This window comes from uncultured Gimesia sp., from assembly GCF_963972345.1.
GTDB lineage: Bacteria > Planctomycetota > Planctomycetia > Planctomycetales > Planctomycetaceae > Gimesia.
On record NZ_CAXAVM010000071.1, the window covers coordinates 16,498 to 33,948 of the forward strand.

Here is a 17,451-nt window from a genome sequence, read left to right on the forward strand (position 1 = left end):
ACAGAATCAGGCTTCGTCCAGCAGATTGACGGCGGCGAATTCCTGACCTTCCAGCATGGCCAGACTGGCACCACCGCCGGTGCTGACATGCGAGACCTGGTCGGCAAATCCCAGCTGTTGAACTGCGGCGGCACTGTCTCCCCCGCCGATGATACTGGTCGAATCACTGTCCGCGATCGCCTGGGCGACCGCTTTGGTTCCGGCGTCAAACGGGGTCATTTCAAAGACGCCCATCGGACCATTCCAGACAACCGTTTTCGCCGACTTGACGGTTTCGGCATAGATTTTTGCGGTCTCGGGACCGATATCCAGACCCTCAAAACCATCGGGAATCTCTCCCGCTTTGACAACCTGCTTATTACAGTTGCTGTTGAAGTCATCACCACAGTGAGTGTCAACCGGCAGCATCAGCTTATCGCCGCCTTTGGCGATTAACTCATTCGCGAGATCGACTTTGTCTTTCTCCACCAGGCTGTCGCCGACTTTCCCGCCTTGCGCCAGTGCAAACGTGTAAGCCATCGCGCCGCCAATCAGAACTTTATCGCAGATTCCCAGCAGGTTATCGATGACTTTAATCTTGTCGGAAACTTTGGCCCCTCCCAGAATCGCCACAAAGGGTCGCTCGGGACTGGCAATCACATCGGTCAGATATTGAATTTCCTTGGCGACCAGGAAGCCGACCACTTTGGGTTTTCCCGCCATCGCTTCAGGAACGGCTACCATGGAAGCGTCGGTTCGATGGCAGGTTCCAAAGGCATCGTTACAGTAAACATCGGCGAAAGCAGCCAGTTCGCCGGCGAAAGCAGCGTCCCCTTTTTTCTCCCCGGCGTTGAACCGCAGGTTTTCCAGGATCAGCACCTGGCCGTCCTGCAGCGCGTCGACTTTCGCTTTGGCATCTTCACCGACGGTATCGGTCGCGAAGGCCACATCCTGTCCCAGCAGTTCAGCCAGGCAGCCTGCTGTAGGTTTCAGGCTGTATTTGGAATCACTGGCTTCTCCCGTCGGACGACCGAGATGGCTCATAAGGATCAATCGGCCTCCCCGGTCAATCACCGACTTGATGGAAGGCAGCGCCATCCGCACCCGGCGATCATCGGTAATCTTGAGTTCATCATTCAAGGGGACATTGAAATCCACTCGCATTAAAACGGTTTTACCTGCAACGTCTACGTTCTCGATTGTCTTCTTAGCCATGGAAACTTGAACCAGTCTCTTATCTTACAGAGGTTGAATGTTGTGTATTGAAAACGATGCCCTCAAGCCAACCTGAAGTCATCCTGAATGATTCGACATTGATGCCAGCGAAACTGGATGTTCTGCAGACTACTCGTCCATCACATCTTTTTCTTTCGCATCGGCCATGCTGTTGACTTTACCTTCGAATTTTTTGGTCAGTTCCTGAACCTGGTCTTTGGTATCGTCACGTTCATCTTCCCCCATCACTTTGTCTTTTTCTGACTGATCCGCGTGCTTGTTGGCATCTCGGCGAATGTTTCTGATGGAAATCCGGGCTTCTTCAGCCAGTTCTTTGACCCGGGATACCATCTGCCGCCGTCGTTCTGTAGACAGGGGCGGAATATTCAATCGCACCACACGCCCATCCGTGTTGGGAGCCAGGCCCATATCACTGGCGGTAATCGCTTTGGCAATTTCTCCCACCATGCCGGCGTCGAAAGGGCGGATCAGAATCTGTTGTGGTTCCGGCACGCTGACATTGGCCATCTGCTTTAAAGGGGTCGGGGAGCCGTAATAGTCTACACGGACGGAATCGACCAGGCCCGGAGTGGCGCGTCCTGTTCGAATACCCTGCAATTGCCCCTGGAACACGTGAACCGCTTTGTCCATTCTCTCTTCCGCGTCGAGTAAAATTTCTGCCTGGTCCATGCTGCAAGTCCTTCAAATAGATAGCTTTACCTGAGTAGATTCGTCAATTATTCAATTATATCGTGGAAACGCCGCTGCGAGAGCTGATTCAGACGACTGGCCTGTTCTCTGCCTGGAAGCGGAAGCGGCACTGATTTTAGTTGACAGGCTGCTAAAATCAAACCTCAGGAACGAGAAAAACCAGCTGAATCAGGTCCAGCTGGCTTTTCTCAGTCATTCATCCAGGGTCGATCCCCATCACTATCGGTAACGGTTCATGAAATTGGCGATTCTTCGCGATTCATAATTCCGCTCAAATACAGCAGATTTTTCTCCTGCGGGAGATTGGTACGAAACTGCAGACTTTTATTTCCCGCCTGCAGCAGATCACGACGACTGATCTGACCCAGCAGCGTGCGATCCTCACTCACTACAGGTAACCTGCGGGTGGGAGTGCTGAGAAAGATCTGGGCGATGGTCAACAGATCCATGTCTTCCGATATACAACGGGCCTCGGTATCCATGAACGGAAAGATCTGCGACGAAGGCAGTTGCTCATAGCTGGCTTTAATCAGCACATCCATGCAGCATTTTTCAGAAAACACACCGAGAATCCGATGCTCGGCATCTATCACAGGTGCGCCTGAAATCCGATGATTCAGCAGCATCCCGATTGCTTCCAGAACATCCATATCCGGAGTTAACGTGATCAACTTTGTGACCATAATATCCTTAGCGAGAATTGGTTTATCCATCGCTCCTCCCTCCTTCTAAATTGGCGTTTAGAAACACAAGATAAATGAGACACACTGCGAAAGAAATGTTTTCCAAACTGCTGAGGACGTGCGTGCTCACTTCAGATATGTATTAACGCGACTGCGTCATTGGTTTCATGTGCGGGAAAGATGTTTATTCTACCAACCGGAAAACGGTTTCTCAAAAACATTCCCACTGATCACCTACTGGTTCACTAAGCTTTAGCGGCGATATCTTCTTCCAAGGCAAGCACTTAAAGAATTCTTCAAAAATACTTTGCGAAATTCGGACTTCGAATTTGTCAATCATCTCAGAAGAGAAGGAAGACCAGACTTATCAGAAACGACCTGAGACGCCTATAATCAGAGCTGATTCTTTCCAACAGGAATTCAGCTTCTGTATCAGCTTCACCAACAATACTGACTGTCCAAACAATAGAAATTAATCAAATGTCGCGCAGAGAGGAAATTGACGGGGTTGGGCTGCACCTGGGACGAGCCGACCAGACCACCAGTGACTGGATTGGTCAACACGAAGCGCTCAAGCAACTCCTGGCCTGCTGGCTGGTGATTGATGAAAAAGACATGCCCCTGACGCCGCGCCTGGTGGGGACTCCCGGGATTGGAAAAACGTCCCTGGCGATTGCAGGTGCACGCACCCGAAACCAGGAGCTTTACATCTATCAATGCACGGCTGATACCCGACCGGAAGATCTGCTGGTCACCCCCGTGCTGGCAGAGAGTGGCAAGATTGCGTACCATGCTTCCCCCCTGGTAACCGCCATGATTCGTGGAGGGATCTGCGTGCTGGATGAGGGCAACCGCATGAATGAAAAATCATGGGCCAGCCTGGCACCGCTGCTGGATCACCGCCGCTACGTGGAATCCATCGTGGCCGGTGTAACCATTCCCGCACATCCTGAATTCCGCTGTGCTGTCACGATGAACGAAGACGAATCCACCTTCGAAATCCCCGACTATATTCTAAGCCGCCTGCAGCCCAGCATCACGCTGGAGCATCCCAATCGGGAAGATGAAAAGATGATTCTCCACTATCATCTCCCCTTTGCAGACGAACACATGCTCGACCTGACCGTGGACTTTCTGCAGCAGTCGCACAGTCTGAAACTCGACTTTTCCAGTCGTGACGGCATCAACGTCCTGCGGCTGGCTCTAAAACGTGCCGCCCAGGATAAAGATCATCCCCTCAGTAAAGATGTCCTCTGGCTGGAAGCACTCAAGGCCTGCCTGGGTGAAGATGCCCTGGATCTTGAATCGCTGTCTGAAAAACGCACACAGAACCTGGGCGGAAATATGATGCCGATGGGACTGGGCGATTTCTTTTTTGCCCCGGATAACCCGCTACATCCGGACCGTGATGATGACGATGATGATTTTGATGACCTGGATTACGACGACGACGATGACGACCAGGATCAGTACTAAGACTGTATCCAGTTTTACTGTAGCGTCTCCAGGGCCATTTGGCCCGAGTAGATTAGATTGAGAGACGCTATGGTTAAATGTGATGCGATCTAAGACATCATCAGCGGGCTGACGTCCAACCAGCTACGGTTTTTTTGCCGTAAGCGGAGGTTCTTCAAAACTCAGGCGGATCTGAAACGGTTCGATCAGAATGTCCTGTTGCTCAAGATCGGGAACAGTCCAGATCCGCAGGCGGTTACTGGTCGTCGTTTCCTTGAGTACCACATCGCCGTTCCGCAGGTCGACAACCTGTAGATCAACCTGCGTACCATCGGCAGAAGCCACTCCGCTGACTCTGCGAATGCCAAAGGTCATCACGGGTAAATCCAGAAACTGGGAGAAATCAATCCCCTGGGCATCCACCGGCAGCGACCACATTAATTCTCCCGTCTGGCGATCAATGGAATAGGCCATTCCACTGAAGAGAAATGAAGTCAGGCTCAGCGAGCGAAATGTCACTCTGCTCTTAGCGACATAAGGCAGACTGACAAATACCAGGTATTGCCGTGAATTCTTCAGCACCAGCAGATTGAGCATCTTGGACGCAGGCTGCCCTTTGACTTCAAATTTCTGTTCGCCCGTCATTAAATCCAGAACAGCAATCGTGCCGTCCGGATGCATCATGACAATTTCATAATCCTGTCCCAGCGTATAAATGGAAGACTCGCTCAGTGACGTGTTCCAGATTTCCTCATTTTTCACCAGGTCCTTCAGATGCAGGAGTCGGGATTTATCTTCTTCGATCGTCAGCGTGAGCAGGTAGCGTTCAAATGCAAAGATCGGCGCCTCCCCCTCCTTCAGCTTGAACGTATTGATCACATCCCCGTTCTGACTGCTTAAGACCTCATACCACTGCTCGGATTGCACCTGCCCCGCTATGACGATCACATGTTCTGCATCGCCATAGTGCCGGCTGCTGATGCCGATTCCCTGTCGTTTCCAGATGACTTCCCCCGTCAACAGATCTGCGGCGATCAGTTCCGAACCGATCTGATAACAGATGAAATCTTCATTGATCGTTCCGATTCGCCCCAGTAATTCCCGATCCGCATTTCGCGTAACATATTCGCGTAACACAGGTGCCACCCCGGTACGTTCAATCGTAATATAATCACGAACACTGGGGGGCCCGGCCATGAGAGTCTGTTTCCACAACAACACGGGCCGGTCTTCTGAATCGCGATTCAAGGTATCCAGTACAAAAAACTCTGAACCAAAATCGACCACGAGATATTGCTGAAACACCCGCGCGGAAAAGAAGGATTGTTGTGGTACTTCAATCTCGGCTTTGAGAAGCGAGAAGGACCATTGCAGTTGCCCCTGACCATCGTAAGCCAGGAGCCATTCTTTCGCAGGCCCGACTTCCAGACGATAATTATTGAACAAGGCATTGGAAAGGCCGACGATCTCAACGGTCAGTGAAGTGTTCTGCCCCTTGTCCTGCTCTCCCCGGTAAACCTGAACCGTCTTTCCCTGCCAGGGTGATGCCTGTTTTGACTGTGTGGACTCCAGCTGTGATTCCCACTGTTCGGCCAGTTGTGACGCGGTTTTCCCATCCATGCAGACCACGTCCGGCCAGCGGGTGCGCAGCTCCTCAATATATTCCCCAGCCTGGGTCTGACGCCGGGCAGTGAGATAAATCTCTGTCAGTTTTGCTGTCGCATAAGCCGCGACCACAGACTTCTTCGACGAACGAAGCCGCTCCAGGTGCCGCATCATTGAGCTCTGCAGATAAGCCTGCTTTGCTGCCGGGGCCGAATCGATCTCCTGCTCCAGCCTGGCAATCAGCGCCATGCGTGCCTGCTGAGTTTCAGGCAGATTTCCACAACATTGCAGAAATCGTTCGAGGGCGGCACGATCGGCGTCGACCAGCTTCTGTGAATAATATCGGGTGAAGAATTCCGCGATCTGTTTCCGATCTTCCTCAGACGCCCGCAGAGTCAGCAGATCTAACTGAGCCCTTATCCAGCGGTCGGTGCGGACAAATCCGCCCCCTTTGACAGCTTCTGATTCCAACAGGCCTTTCAGCTCAGACAGTTTGATATAATTCTGAAGTGCTTCCTGTAAATTTCCACGCCGCTGATAGTTCACTGCCAGGATCTGATAAAATCTCTTTTGCTGGACATCGTCTACCAGCAGCTTTTGCATCTGGGAAATCTGTTTTTCATTCGGTATAAAATCATGATCCAGGTTTTCCAGATAGATATCTGCATACAGTCGCCGGGCACGCAGTGTCGGATTGATCTGGAGTGACCTCTCGATGAAATGCATCGCCTGGGTGACGTCCCCGGCAAACAGTTTCAACTCTCCCTTCAGCAACTGGGCAATCGCCTGGTCTTCAGGACGTGTAGACTGGCTCGCTAGTCGGATCTGCTCCTCGATTGCGGTGACCGACGGGAAGCCGACCACTTCAGTTTCATTCTGCGAGACCAGCATGCCTCCCGCTGCTGCCAGGTTCCCGATCAATGCTTCCGTTTCCACGCGGGTCCTGGCCAGCACCAGTCCATCATCCAGGCGGATACTTAAGATTTCTCCGGTCTCAACTGGCTGATAATAGGTGTTCTTGACCACAATCCCGCGGCCGCTGGGTGCCCCGATGCGCTGTGGTTTCGGCCAGGCAAGAGAACCATCGCTCAGCTTCAATGCTTCAATCTGATCATTTCCGACAAGTAGAATATTCCCTTCATGCACCGCGGCGATAAACAGGTTATTACCTCGGGGACGAGACCAGATCAAGCGCCCGTCGAACAGATCCAGGCATTGCAGTGTCTGTGACTTTCTGGATTCAATCAGTACACGGTTCCCGACAATCACGGGAGTGAACTCAGCCCAGCCTTCCTGGTTATCATTGGAATCGCGGGCAAAAGCGGCAAACATGGAAATCTCTTTACCGCCGGTATCAACGTGCCTCCAGAGCAGCTTACGTTGAATGAGATCAATGCCGATCGTGCAACCCGAACCCGTGGGGCAGACCAGCACCCCATGCGCGGCGGAGGGACTCAATCCCATCCTGCGGCGAATATGATCCAGGGTGCGCCGATCTGTGGTATAATCGCGGGCTATGGGATTGTCGCTGCGATACAATGACTGAGTCCAGATTGTCTGCCCTGTAGCGGCATCCAGAACCAGCAGACGAAATTCACGGCCTTCCTCTGCCAGGCAATACAATTTCCCATCCAGTGGTAAGGGAGCTCCCAGAAAATAATGGCCGGAGAAGTTAATCGGATTCTGCAGACGGGGGCCGCCCAGTTCCCATACAAATTTGCCGGTATCTGCTTCAAATGCCATCAGCCGGTTAAAGGAATTGGGCACGAGAACATGCTCACGGTCAAGCCGGCTGAAATGATAAAAGCCGGCAATGAATCCTACATTTTCCACACAGTAGACCAGCTTTCCATCAGTGCTTAAATGCCCGGCCGTGTAATCCTGCCAGGCGCGCTGGGTCAGATATTTTTCCAGTGGCGTTTGTGGAGTGCCTAAAAATTCTTCATCTTCGTTTTGAGGATCTTTGAGTAATTCCTGGTATAACGCATCCGAAACGGTCGTCTCCCAGTTTAACTGGCCCGTCTTCAACGATACCGATTTCAGATTGCGATGTGTTCTGAAAATCACCTGATCTCGAATCACAACAGGACTGGCGGCCGGTAAAACGCCTGCCTGATTCTTTCGGCGATGCTCTCCCAGTTTTTGCAACATATCCTCGACAGGAGGAGGGTCTTTCAGCAGTTGCAGAAAGGGCTCCTGAATCGTGGAGAACTCCCAGAGGGGTTTGGCAGAAGGGACTACAAATTCCGCAGAGGCCGTCCGGGCAGGACTGCCTCGATACATGGTCCAGTTATCCTGTTCCCGCGCAACCTGCAGATCCAGTCTGCCTGTCAGACGAGATAACCACTCCACTGGATTTTCATCCGCCGTAAACAGTGGAACCCTGGTACCATTGGGAAACTCGTAAACAGGCTTGTCCATGAGGCGCGAGAACTGCATCAGTGCCTGGCGGCATTTTCCCATGTTGCCGAGATGATACCAGGCCACGGCCAGTTTAAATGTCAGATGCGGTTCTTTGGAGAGAGCCAGTTCATGCTGGGTACTGAGCATTTCCCAGATTTCTGTAGCTGCGAGGAAATCTCCCCGTTCGAAGTAATATCCCCCCAGTGCATAAGCCGCCTCTGCACCTGCCTTGGTAAAGAAATAACGACGAACAATTTCGCGCAGCAGACTGTTATCATCCAGGGCCTCTGCCTGTTGCAGCATCTGTTCGGCAGTGGGGCCATATTGCAGACTGTAATAACGCCTGCCGGCATCAGGAAGCGTGGCAATCAACTGGTGCGCAGCTTCTTTCAGGCTCTCAAAACCAGTGGTCGAATCACTCTTCAGGTAATCTTCGGGGGCGTCCAGAATGGACTGCAGCTCCGGTACCGCAACCGGATACTTTTGCTCGCTGAGCAACTGCTTTGCATCCTGAAAACTTTTTGAATACTCACGACTGGTGGGAAACAGCGCATGCGGATCCCCTTCCATAATTCCATAGGCAGGACCATCATTCCGCATAGGCTGCGCAAGACAATTCGCCTGGAACACAAGACATTGCAGCAGAACCATCGTCAGTACAGCAATGTAATGAAGGCTACTTCTGGAAAGTCGGAATGAGAATATTTGAGAAACCATAGGCAAATGAAGGAGTTCTACTTTCCGTAATTCTGAATTAAAAATAAGACCGGTTTCAGGCGGGCATCGAAACCTGTCGTCCTGCTTGAGGAACGCAGCCTCTGCGTTAGTGAATGATTAATTTTGTATCTGCAATGACTTCTTTGATTTCTTCCGGTTTTAACTGTCCTGCCTGATAGGCCCGGTTTGCTTTGACAACGCCTTCCCACATCATCACATTGACGCTGGCGTCCTGCTTCACATTATACCCGGGCGGGCCTGTTGCCCCCTCATAAACGGTTAACGGCACATGCTGAATGTGATACTTCGCAGCGATTTTTTCCAGGTTCGGCTTCACTTCAGCGGGTGTCTCAGTCAACATCACAACGAAGGCAGCCAGTTTCTCGTCCTGATGCGCGTCGACTTCAGCATCCAGTTCCTGAATCAGTTTTGTCGTCGATTCATCGAGTTCTCTGACAAACACTCCCACCACAGGCCGCTCCCCATACAGGCAGCGGTAACACAATGTTTTTCCCTTATTGGGACCGGTCACATCAGAGACTTCAAAGGGGAGCGGAATCGCGCCAATTTCCATGCCTGACTGATAGGTCACCCGTTCCGTATTCTTCTGATCTGAATTATTCTCAGAATCTTCTGTTTCGATTTCCTCTGCGCTGGAGGCGGCCACTGTTGCTGAGTGATCGTCCTGTGAACCAGTCACCTGTCCGGAATTTCCACACCCTGTCACACATACGACACAATATAAGAAACCGAAAGTGACAGCCGACAGCATTCTGGCAACACGGACCACAGGCACAACTCAATTCCTTTCACACGAGAGGGCAGCACAGTTTATCGCAGCTTCTCTCGATCAATCTACACGGCAGATTTTACACGGCCCCGCTATTCCTTGAGAGACGACAATAAACCTGAACACAGGCTGGCAGGCAGAAACGACCTCACCCGCAGTCTCAATTGTACGCCGCCGGCACATTAGCTGTCGAGTACGAAAGAGGATTTTTGCGGGTGAGTCAGTCGCCTGAATTAGAGGGTTTTTGCTTACTTTTCAGCCAAAATCGTGTTTACGATTTCAGTTGATCAACTACTTCCAGAATTGCTTTACTGTCATCGGCCGCTTTGACTTTGGTGTTTTTCATGACAATTTTGCCATTTTTGTCAATCACAAAAGTCCAGCGTGCCGCTGTGACACCGCGGGTTAAGGTTTCTTCCTTACCATCGATGGTACGTTTGATCGAACCGCCCTCTTTCAAAGGCACACCAAACTTTTTGGCTACGCCGCCATCTTCATCAGCCAGCAGAGTGAAATTCAGATCATACTCTTTTTTGAAGATCTGATGATTGCGAACAGAATCTCCACTGACGCCAATCACTTCCACATCTTCGCCCTGCAGTTTTTTCATATCATCACGAAAACCACACGCCTGCTTGGTACAGCCTCCGGTTAAATCAGCCGGATAGAAATAAACGACCAGGATTTTCTTGCCCACATAGTCCGTTGATTTCCAGCCTTTACCCTGGTCATCTTTCGCCGTAAACGCGGGCGCACTGTCACCCACTTCCAGTTTGCCGGGAGGGGCATTGACCTGACCGAAGGCATTCGCAGTCAGTCCACAGATACAGGCCACACTTAACATCGAACCGAGTAATTCACGATACGAATACTTCATGTCATTCACCTTGTCTAAAAAGAATAAAATCATGTTTTGTAAACAGCACTTTTGAACGCATTAGATTGAACCAGAGCATCTCCCGAACGGAGTGAATCGTTCCCACTCCCCCTCGGGACGCAATCGTAAAACAGGACACATTTTATTTAATACTTAACGCAGATATTTTTTTCGACTCATTTGCCGGGATCTGGCCATCAGTTCCGAATGCCGTCAATCTTCGCGGCGAGGCGATCAGCAGTTGATTCCCGGCGATCACCAGATTGCCGCCTGTCGCACCATACCGCTTCCGCAGAGAGATCTTTCGCTTCAGGTATCCCTGCTCTGTATGAACAACAAGAATCTCTTCTCTCAAAGGCCAGTAGGTATAATCGCCGGCTAAAATTCCTCTGCCATAACCAAAACCTTCCGGGTCATGATAACCGGTTTTCCAGTTGATCCTGCCTGTAGCACGATCGAGCCCAAACAATCGGTCTCCACTGACAACCAGTGTGGACTGGGTGGCTCCCAACAGGTTTCGAATCTGCTCCGGCCAGGGACGCTGCCAGAGCAGTAATCCGGATTCTGCATCGAAGGCCATCAGTTGCGATGAATCCTGCGGCGCAGCAAACAGAATCCCGCGATCATAGAGACAGGGGACCAGCCCTGTTTTCATATGATTACTCAATTCCTCTTTGTCCGTTTTATCCTGGGAAGGGTATGTCACCAGCCAGTTCAATTTTCCATTCACGGTATTCAGAGAAGCAATTGCTCCCATATCAGTTGATAGATACAGCTGATCTTCACCCAGAGTCAGCAATAGATGGCTGATATAATTGACGCCTTCCTCAATACTTCTTAATGCCAGGCAGACTTTCTGATTCCAGATCATTTCACCTGTATCCGCGGAGAAACAGGCGACATTCGTCTGCACTTCCGGAAACCCCCGATGCAATACCACGTACAACCGGTTGCCTGAAACGACTGGTGCCCCTTCAAACGACCAGACAAAGTTCTGCTCTCGCAGCTGGGCGGATGAAATTTTCCATAACAGCTTGCCCTGCCCCTGGTCGAGATCCAGGCAGACCAGATCAGAAAACAGCCCCAACCGTTCGTCTTTGGCAACGGACGTGACCGGCGATCCCATCCGCGCATACAGGCGGCCTCCTGCAATCGTAGAAGTATAGCGGGGCACGCCGACGACCGGCCGGAACGGCAGTCTGCTTACTCGATGGCTGGCAGAAGGATACAAGATCGGACTGGACTGGGGATCCTGGGACCAGGCGGGTAATCCTGTTTTCCAGTTCAAGCCATAGATACGCTCGGCGTCATTGAAGAAGACATGCTCCTGGTGCACCACGGGAAACAGTCCGGGAGGAACACGAAATCCAAAAGCCGGTTTTGCTGTAAATTCCTGACTCCAGACCAGGGGGACCGGGAAAGACCAGTCAACAGCGCCGATCTCCGGTGGCTGCGCTGCTTTGAAATTACGCGTCTGATGTCCGGCAAAAGTTTTCAGTTCGCTGCGGTTATCAGGCAGTGAAACGCGACTGGGGTCAGCGAGAATCTCTGCCAGCAAGTCTGAGAGGTTACCCTCTTTCCCAGCGAGTCTGCCGGTGGCCTGCGGATACTTTTTGCGGAACTGACCCTGCTCAAAATCAGCCTGACTGAAATTTCCTTGAAAAAAACTGACCAGAATCAGGCGAGCCAGAATTTCGGGAACCGGTAAATCCGTATCGGGGTAATGAAACAGTCCGGTATCATACACGGGAGAATCAGAAGCCGTCCGCGGAATCAGCTTACGCCAGAGGGAGCGTGCTTCAGCCAGTTGCCCCTCTTCCCAGGCCATCTCTCCCAGCAGGTTCAGAGCATCATCCCCGTAACTGCTCATCAATGCCTGTTCGGTGATGTTGACCAGGGGTTGCCTGCCTGAGCCGGCTAACGCTTCTTCATACCAGCGTTTTGCGCGGGGGTCGACTTTTTCTCGATAAATGGCAATCGCTTCAGGAGGAAAGCCGGCCAGCAGATTCTGACAGTATTCAGAGACACGTAAATATCGCCCGGGTGCTTCGGGATAGAGCGAATCGCCATACTCATCAGAGATCTGAATGAGAATTTTCACCGCATCTTCCCATTGCTGTTCGGAAAGATAATCGCGGACGGAGCCCATTTTCTTGAGCACCGTATTATTTACATCCAGTGAGACCGACTCTCGAAAGCGGGACGATATAACCTGCGGTTCCGGTTGCGCCAGCATGATTTCAGTGGAGAAAGTGAACGCGCCCCATACAAAAAGAGCGATGCAACCGCGAAGTATTTGCATGGTTCTGAATTCCTCGCCCTTTACAACCACAAATGACAGGCACAGGTAACAGGCATTAAAAAGGACACGCCCGGGTAGACGTGTCCTGATCTGAAACTTCTCAAATTCAGAGAGTTCTGATTTCCATTAAAACTGGGCTGGTTTGAATTTCACTTCACCCAGATCCACTGTTTCACCCGCCTTGATGTTCACAGTAAATTTACGATCCAGGTAACCCGCTTTTTCCTGCCAGATACGAAATTCATTTTTTCCTTCGGGCAGATTTTCAATCGTAAATTTTCCATCCTCGTCAGAGACAACGGCATAAGGATGATCTACAACAAACCAGTAAGCGGTCATCCAGGGGTGGATATCGCACTTTACCTGCATCGGCAGAATTTCGGGAATGACGTTTTCAACTTCTTTGCCTTCACGATCATTGGGAGCCAGAATAAAGTTCACGGCCTGGTTTTTGATCGGAAATGTATGAGTGTTGTGAGCGACGGGATCATTTGACTTGACGATCACTTTCTGATCGGTGCGTACAATCAGTGCGTGTGGCTCGAAAGTACAGCCTTTCTGATCGAACACGACGGTCTTCTCTTTCGATTCTTTCAAATCAGGATGAATTTCTTTGGCGCGTCTCATATACATGAAGACATTTGCAATTCCCTTGTTATCGGGATTGACGACCAGATCGTTATTCAAATGATCTGAGGCAGCACAGACTGCCGGATCTTTGACAGCAGGATCGCCTTTTTCACGCTGTACGGTTCGCTTGGGAGCCTCACCATCATAGACAAACCGGCCTGTTACCGAACCCCAGCCAGCTGCAGAAACTGCTGCAGGTGAGAGGAAAAAGAAACCAGAAATCAGAAGAGCCGCTAAAAATATCTGGTTAGGATTCAACTTTCGCATAATTAAAATTCCTCGTCTATTGAATATGATTGTACTGAACATCGTGGGGAAGGAGCACGGAAAACCGTGTTGACGCTGTTGCTTCAAACCGGGAAAGCCGCACTGTAGGAAGGTAACAAGTCAAGCGAGATCCGTATTCTCTACAAAACACCCGCTCTGTGTGTATTTGATCTACCTCTTCAGGATGACACAACAAACTACCAAAATCAAGTATCTATGAAACAGGATTACATCAATTTTCAGGATCAAAAGCTGCCAATATGCTGTGACTGCCGGGAATTAGAGCCCAAAAAACGGTTCTGAAATCGGCTCCGAATAAAACATCTCACCCTGCGAAAGACATTTAAAGAGCAAGACCCTGCAATAACTGCTCCAGCAACTCTTTGCCGTCGCGGATCTCAACACCGATTTCAAGCCCCCAGACCGGAACGCCATAAAACATAGGTTCACTTGTTTTAACCAGATCCTTACAGGTCGTGAGAATCAGATCAACGTTCGCCTGCCGGGCCCGGTTTCCAATTTCCTGAAGCTCCTCATGTGTATAATGATGATGATCCGCGAAGATCTGCAGCTCCGCCACATCAAATCCCGCCTGTTCCAGTGTGAGTCGAAAACCGGCGGGATTTCCAATCGCGCAGAATGCCCAGACACGCTTGCCCCTGACGGAATCCAGGGAGAGCCTCTCATTGGCTACATTGATCAATGACTGCGGTTGAAACGTTGCACTGGCAATGCGGTCCGCGGGTACGAATTTGATCAACGCCTGGTTCAACTGCGCAAGTTCTGCATCAGGGCATTGATCGACGCGAGTCAGAATGACGAAGTCCGCGCGTCGGAGCGAAGCGGGGGGCTCGCGCAGCAGTCCCCGCGGAAGAAGATAGCCGTGTCCCCAGGGACAAACCGCATCGACTAACACCAGATCCAAAGTTCGTCCCAGTTTCCGATGCTGAAACCCATCATCCAGAATCAGAACCTGTGCCCCTTCATGGAGGGCCTTTTCAGCGGATGCACAACGGTCCGGATTCTGATAATGAGGCACGCCGGGACAGAGTCGATCCAGCAACAGTTTTTCATCATTCACTTCACCAGGCAACGCCCGATATCCGCGGCTCAGGAGTGCAACCTGTGTTTCACGATTTAGAAACCACTGGGTGAGCCAGGCGACAAAGGGAGTCTTTCCGGTACCTCCCGTGGTCAGGTTTCCGAGACTGACCACAGGCACAGCGACGGTTCTGACAGTTCGAAGCCGCCAGTCGAACATCCGATTACGAACGCCCACTCCAACTCGATATAAGAGACTCAAGCACCGCAGACCGGGGAGATAAAGCAGACGGGCGCACCAGTCCTGTCGCTGGCCCGAGATGACCCTCAAATATTCCACTTCGTCCACGAATCAGCCTGCCTGCATCTATGTCATGTGAAATAAGTCGTCGGCGGTGCCAATACAAAGAACACGCCCTGCTCAAAACATGATAGCCGAGTCGTTACCATCTGGCTAATCAGCAGCCAGACTCAGTAACACAATCTACTATCCTGCTCTCAACAGGGCGTGGTTTTACTTGAATATTCGGGCCTCACAGTAAGAGGACCAAATATTCTCTCAGAAATAAATACACTCTCAATGAGGTCTCGTCTGACCTGATTCGTACTTCTTATAGCTTACTTCTACAATTCGTCCCATGATCAGCCTGACGCGTTGCGTCTGGGGAACACGACCCGTTTCAGGATAAATCGCATACACCTGGTAGACGTGTTGAATACCGGGAATCAGGGGACGCTTCGTCACAAATTCCCAGATATCTTCGTTCTCAGGGCTCCGATATCCGATCATCTCATCCCGCTGTCGATTCAAAGCGACGACGCGAATATCGGTAGCCCCGGGTGCATACACATCCAGCCCCGCATCCCGTGGATGACCTTCCGGACCATCGGCGGGCATCATCCGGGTGGGACGCATGTAAGCGGTGCCCATTGTTCCCGGGTAGTGCAGAATCCGGGGACGCATCGGCGGCGACTGCACTGGCATCATCTGCAAGTCTGGTTGCGGCGACAGATCACCGGCTGGCAGCCCATCAAAATCAGCAATATCACTTCCAGACTGGCACGACTGGCAACCGCCGCGCGAACTGTTTCCCATACCATAGACGGCTCCCTGATAGTATTGATCGACAAGTGATCCACTGCCACAGGAACCTCCCCCGCAGCCTGGTTTACATTTATGTTTATGGCCCAGCTTCCAGGGACTGCAACACTTTCCTGAATGAAACAGTGACAGCCCGCCTCCTTTACAGTGACCATGTCCGCATTTATGTCCAGCTTCCAGCTGGCCTGGTATCGCCAGGCAGATCAGACTCAGAATCAATATTCCGGTAAGACCTGCCCGGGCAGTCAATTTCTTTTTCATATTAACCCGTTGCTCCCTGTAATAATGAGACCGGCTTCATGTTCTCTTCAGAACTGTGCGACCGGTGAATTTCTCATCAACATTGTCTCAGAAATCTAAAGCACTCTCTTATGTGTGAAACGAACCAGTTGTTTTTCAAAACGAAAATCAAACCAGTCTGATAATGAAAGAACTCCTGTCTTCCTTATCATTCAACCAGGCAAACTCAGTTGCCCGGCTGTCAGCTTTGTGTATTTGCCAGAATGCTTTCACGGGAAAGACACTCTTAGCCAAAGCGTATCACGCCCCCATAAAAGCGCCGGATAGAAATCGCAGAAAGTCGAAGTTGGGGGAATTGAGTTGAACAGCTCGAAGCGTCCTGTCGAACCGGAAAGAAATCCGCATCAGTCCGCCTGGACAAGCATGTCAAAATCGGACGGTTACTGCTGGTAAAACAATCCGTTTGAATGAATTTTCACCTGTTACACTGAATAAACCAGGCAGACGCAGTATTCCCCCAAACCCAGTTATAGAAACTGGTTGCGACATCATAATAAAGCCAGTCAGAGCGAAGATAACAGGTTGGATTACACCGTATGCTCCGCCTGGGGATAGCAGTAGTGACCGGGAACAGACAACATTGACTTTTCAACTAATGAGAACTAAATTGCCATGACCAAAGTGTCGATGCCGACTGATGTATTTGTCACACAAGCCAATATATCTGACGTTCTGAATATCAAATTTGATCTCGGACACATAAACTCAGTATAATGCTGGCAACCTGATTCAGGTTTGATAAATGATTGCATTTTCGAGACTTTTGAAAAATGTAACCGTTGTGAAAGCCCGATTTTACAAGAAGTGTGAAACGTCTCTGTGAATGGATTCTGCACTAGACGATGTAAAGTGGTGTGCTGATAGTCGGTAAACGTTCCTGCCTAATCAACCAATCTCAGTGCCTCGACTTAATTAATACATCGAAGTTAATTCTTTTTTTGCAGAAGTGAGATTCAATAATGTTAAGTAAGAGCAGTTTCCGATTTGGTTTTTTGAGTGCCTGTCTGTTAATGCTGAGTACCTCAAGTTCATTCGGTCAGGAATGGGCTGAGAAAATGTTCGACAAAGACAAGATCGATTTCGGGGTCATTGCCCGCGGGTCAGATGCTCAATTCCGTCTGAAAATTAAAAATATCTACCCCAGTCCCGTGCACATTTCCAATGTCCGCACCACGTGTGGCTGTTCGGCAGCCGAACCTTCCAAGAACATCCTGGAGAGCGGCGAAGAAGGCTATATCCAGGTCAAAATGGATACCGCCCGTTTTCAACGACGTAAAGATTCCAACGTCATTATCACCATCGACGCACCACAGTATGCAGAAGTTCGGATTCCGATCACGGCTTACATCAGAACAGACGTGGTCTTCACTCCCG

12 protein-coding genes are annotated in these 17,451 nt (G+C 50.7%); 2 read left to right on the forward strand and 10 right to left on the reverse strand.

The features are described 5' to 3' along the window. Positions 1-6: 6 nt before the first annotated feature. The 3 genes from AACZ40_RS13760 to AACZ40_RS13770 all read right to left on the reverse strand — a co-directional run bounded on the left by AACZ40_RS13760 (position 7) and on the right by AACZ40_RS13770 (position 2,618). The gene (locus AACZ40_RS13760) at positions 7-1,194 is read right to left on the reverse strand and encodes a phosphoglycerate kinase (RefSeq protein ID WP_291170329.1); all 1,188 of its coding nucleotides are present in this window, start codon (positions 1,192-1,194) and stop codon (positions 7-9) included. A gap of 129 nt (positions 1,195-1,323) precedes the next feature. After that, the gene (gene frr / locus AACZ40_RS13765; RefSeq protein ID WP_291170328.1) at positions 1,324-1,884 is read right to left on the reverse strand and encodes a ribosome recycling factor; all 561 of its coding nucleotides are present in this window, start codon (positions 1,882-1,884) and stop codon (positions 1,324-1,326) included. 254 nt (positions 1,885-2,138) lie between these two features. Next, a complete protein-coding gene (locus AACZ40_RS13770; RefSeq protein ID WP_291170327.1) occupies positions 2,139-2,618 on the reverse strand; it encodes a CBS domain-containing protein in 480 nt (159 codons plus the stop codon). A 450-nt stretch (positions 2,619-3,068) separates the two neighbouring features. Here AACZ40_RS13770 and AACZ40_RS13775 point away from each other — a divergent pair, with 450 nt between their 5' ends. Next, complete coding sequence (locus AACZ40_RS13775; RefSeq protein ID WP_291170325.1) at positions 3,069-4,064, forward strand: AAA family ATPase; 996 nt, start codon at positions 3,069-3,071, stop codon at positions 4,062-4,064. Between the two features lie 123 nt (positions 4,065-4,187). On the opposite strand, the gene AACZ40_RS13780 is transcribed toward AACZ40_RS13775, so the two are convergent. The 7 genes from AACZ40_RS13780 to AACZ40_RS13810 all read right to left on the reverse strand — a co-directional run bounded on the left by AACZ40_RS13780 (position 4,188) and on the right by AACZ40_RS13810 (position 16,038). Further along, the gene (locus tag AACZ40_RS13780; RefSeq protein ID WP_339674672.1) at positions 4,188-8,681 is read right to left on the reverse strand and encodes a PQQ-binding-like beta-propeller repeat protein; all 4,494 of its coding nucleotides are present in this window, start codon (positions 8,679-8,681) and stop codon (positions 4,188-4,190) included. 193 nt (positions 8,682-8,874) lie between these two features. After that, a complete protein-coding gene (locus tag AACZ40_RS13785; protein WP_291170321.1) occupies positions 8,875-9,564 on the reverse strand; it encodes a hypothetical protein in 690 nt (229 codons plus the stop codon). Between the two features lie 265 nt (positions 9,565-9,829). Continuing rightward, positions 9,830-10,435, reverse strand: a complete 606-nt coding sequence (locus tag AACZ40_RS13790; protein ID WP_291170319.1) for a peroxiredoxin — start codon at positions 10,433-10,435, stop codon at positions 9,830-9,832. A 142-nt stretch (positions 10,436-10,577) separates the two neighbouring features. Then, positions 10,578-12,737 carry a PQQ-like beta-propeller repeat protein gene (locus AACZ40_RS13795; RefSeq protein WP_291170318.1) on the reverse strand — a complete coding sequence of 720 codons (2,160 nt, stop codon included), beginning with the start codon at positions 12,735-12,737 and terminating at the stop codon, positions 10,578-10,580. 126 nt (positions 12,738-12,863) lie between these two features. After that, the gene (locus AACZ40_RS13800) at positions 12,864-13,634 is read right to left on the reverse strand and encodes a hypothetical protein (RefSeq protein WP_291170316.1); all 771 of its coding nucleotides are present in this window, start codon (positions 13,632-13,634) and stop codon (positions 12,864-12,866) included. 343 nt (positions 13,635-13,977) lie between these two features. Further along, positions 13,978-15,024 (reverse strand): tetraacyldisaccharide 4'-kinase, encoded by a 1,047-nt coding sequence (gene lpxK / locus AACZ40_RS13805; protein ID WP_291170314.1) that lies wholly within the window; start codon positions 15,022-15,024, stop codon positions 13,978-13,980. Between the two features lie 228 nt (positions 15,025-15,252). Beyond that, on the reverse strand, positions 15,253-16,038 hold the full coding sequence (locus AACZ40_RS13810; protein ID WP_291170312.1) for a hypothetical protein: 786 nt from the start codon (positions 16,036-16,038) through the stop codon (positions 15,253-15,255). A 998-nt stretch (positions 16,039-17,036) separates the two neighbouring features. Between AACZ40_RS13810 and AACZ40_RS13815 the strand changes: the two genes are divergently transcribed. After that, positions 17,037-17,451 (forward strand): DUF1573 domain-containing protein (locus AACZ40_RS13815; RefSeq protein ID WP_339674674.1); only part of this gene is annotated, 415 nt, incomplete at its 3' end.

Excerpts from the sequence above, each read along its gene's own strand:
- AACZ40_RS13760 (WP_291170329.1), bottom strand. The coding sequence starts at position 1,194 with ATGGCTAAGAAGACAATCGAGAACGTAGACGTTGCAGGTAAAACCGTT.
- frr (WP_291170328.1), bottom strand. The coding sequence starts at position 1,884 with ATGGACCAGGCAGAAATTTTACTCGACGCGGAAGAGAGAATGGACAAA.
- AACZ40_RS13770 (WP_291170327.1), bottom strand. The coding sequence starts at position 2,618 with ATGGATAAACCAATTCTCGCTAAGGATATTATGGTCACAAAGTTGATC.
- AACZ40_RS13775 (WP_291170325.1), top strand. The coding sequence starts at position 3,069 with ATGTCGCGCAGAGAGGAAATTGACGGGGTTGGGCTGCACCTGGGACGA.
- AACZ40_RS13790 (WP_291170319.1), bottom strand. The coding sequence starts at position 10,435 with ATGAAGTATTCGTATCGTGAATTACTCGGTTCGATGTTAAGTGTGGCC.
- AACZ40_RS13795 (WP_291170318.1), bottom strand. The coding sequence starts at position 12,737 with ATGCAAATACTTCGCGGTTGCATCGCTCTTTTTGTATGGGGCGCGTTC.
- AACZ40_RS13800 (WP_291170316.1), bottom strand. The coding sequence starts at position 13,634 with ATGCGAAAGTTGAATCCTAACCAGATATTTTTAGCGGCTCTTCTGATT.
- AACZ40_RS13810 (WP_291170312.1), bottom strand. The coding sequence starts at position 16,038 with ATGAAAAAGAAATTGACTGCCCGGGCAGGTCTTACCGGAATATTGATT.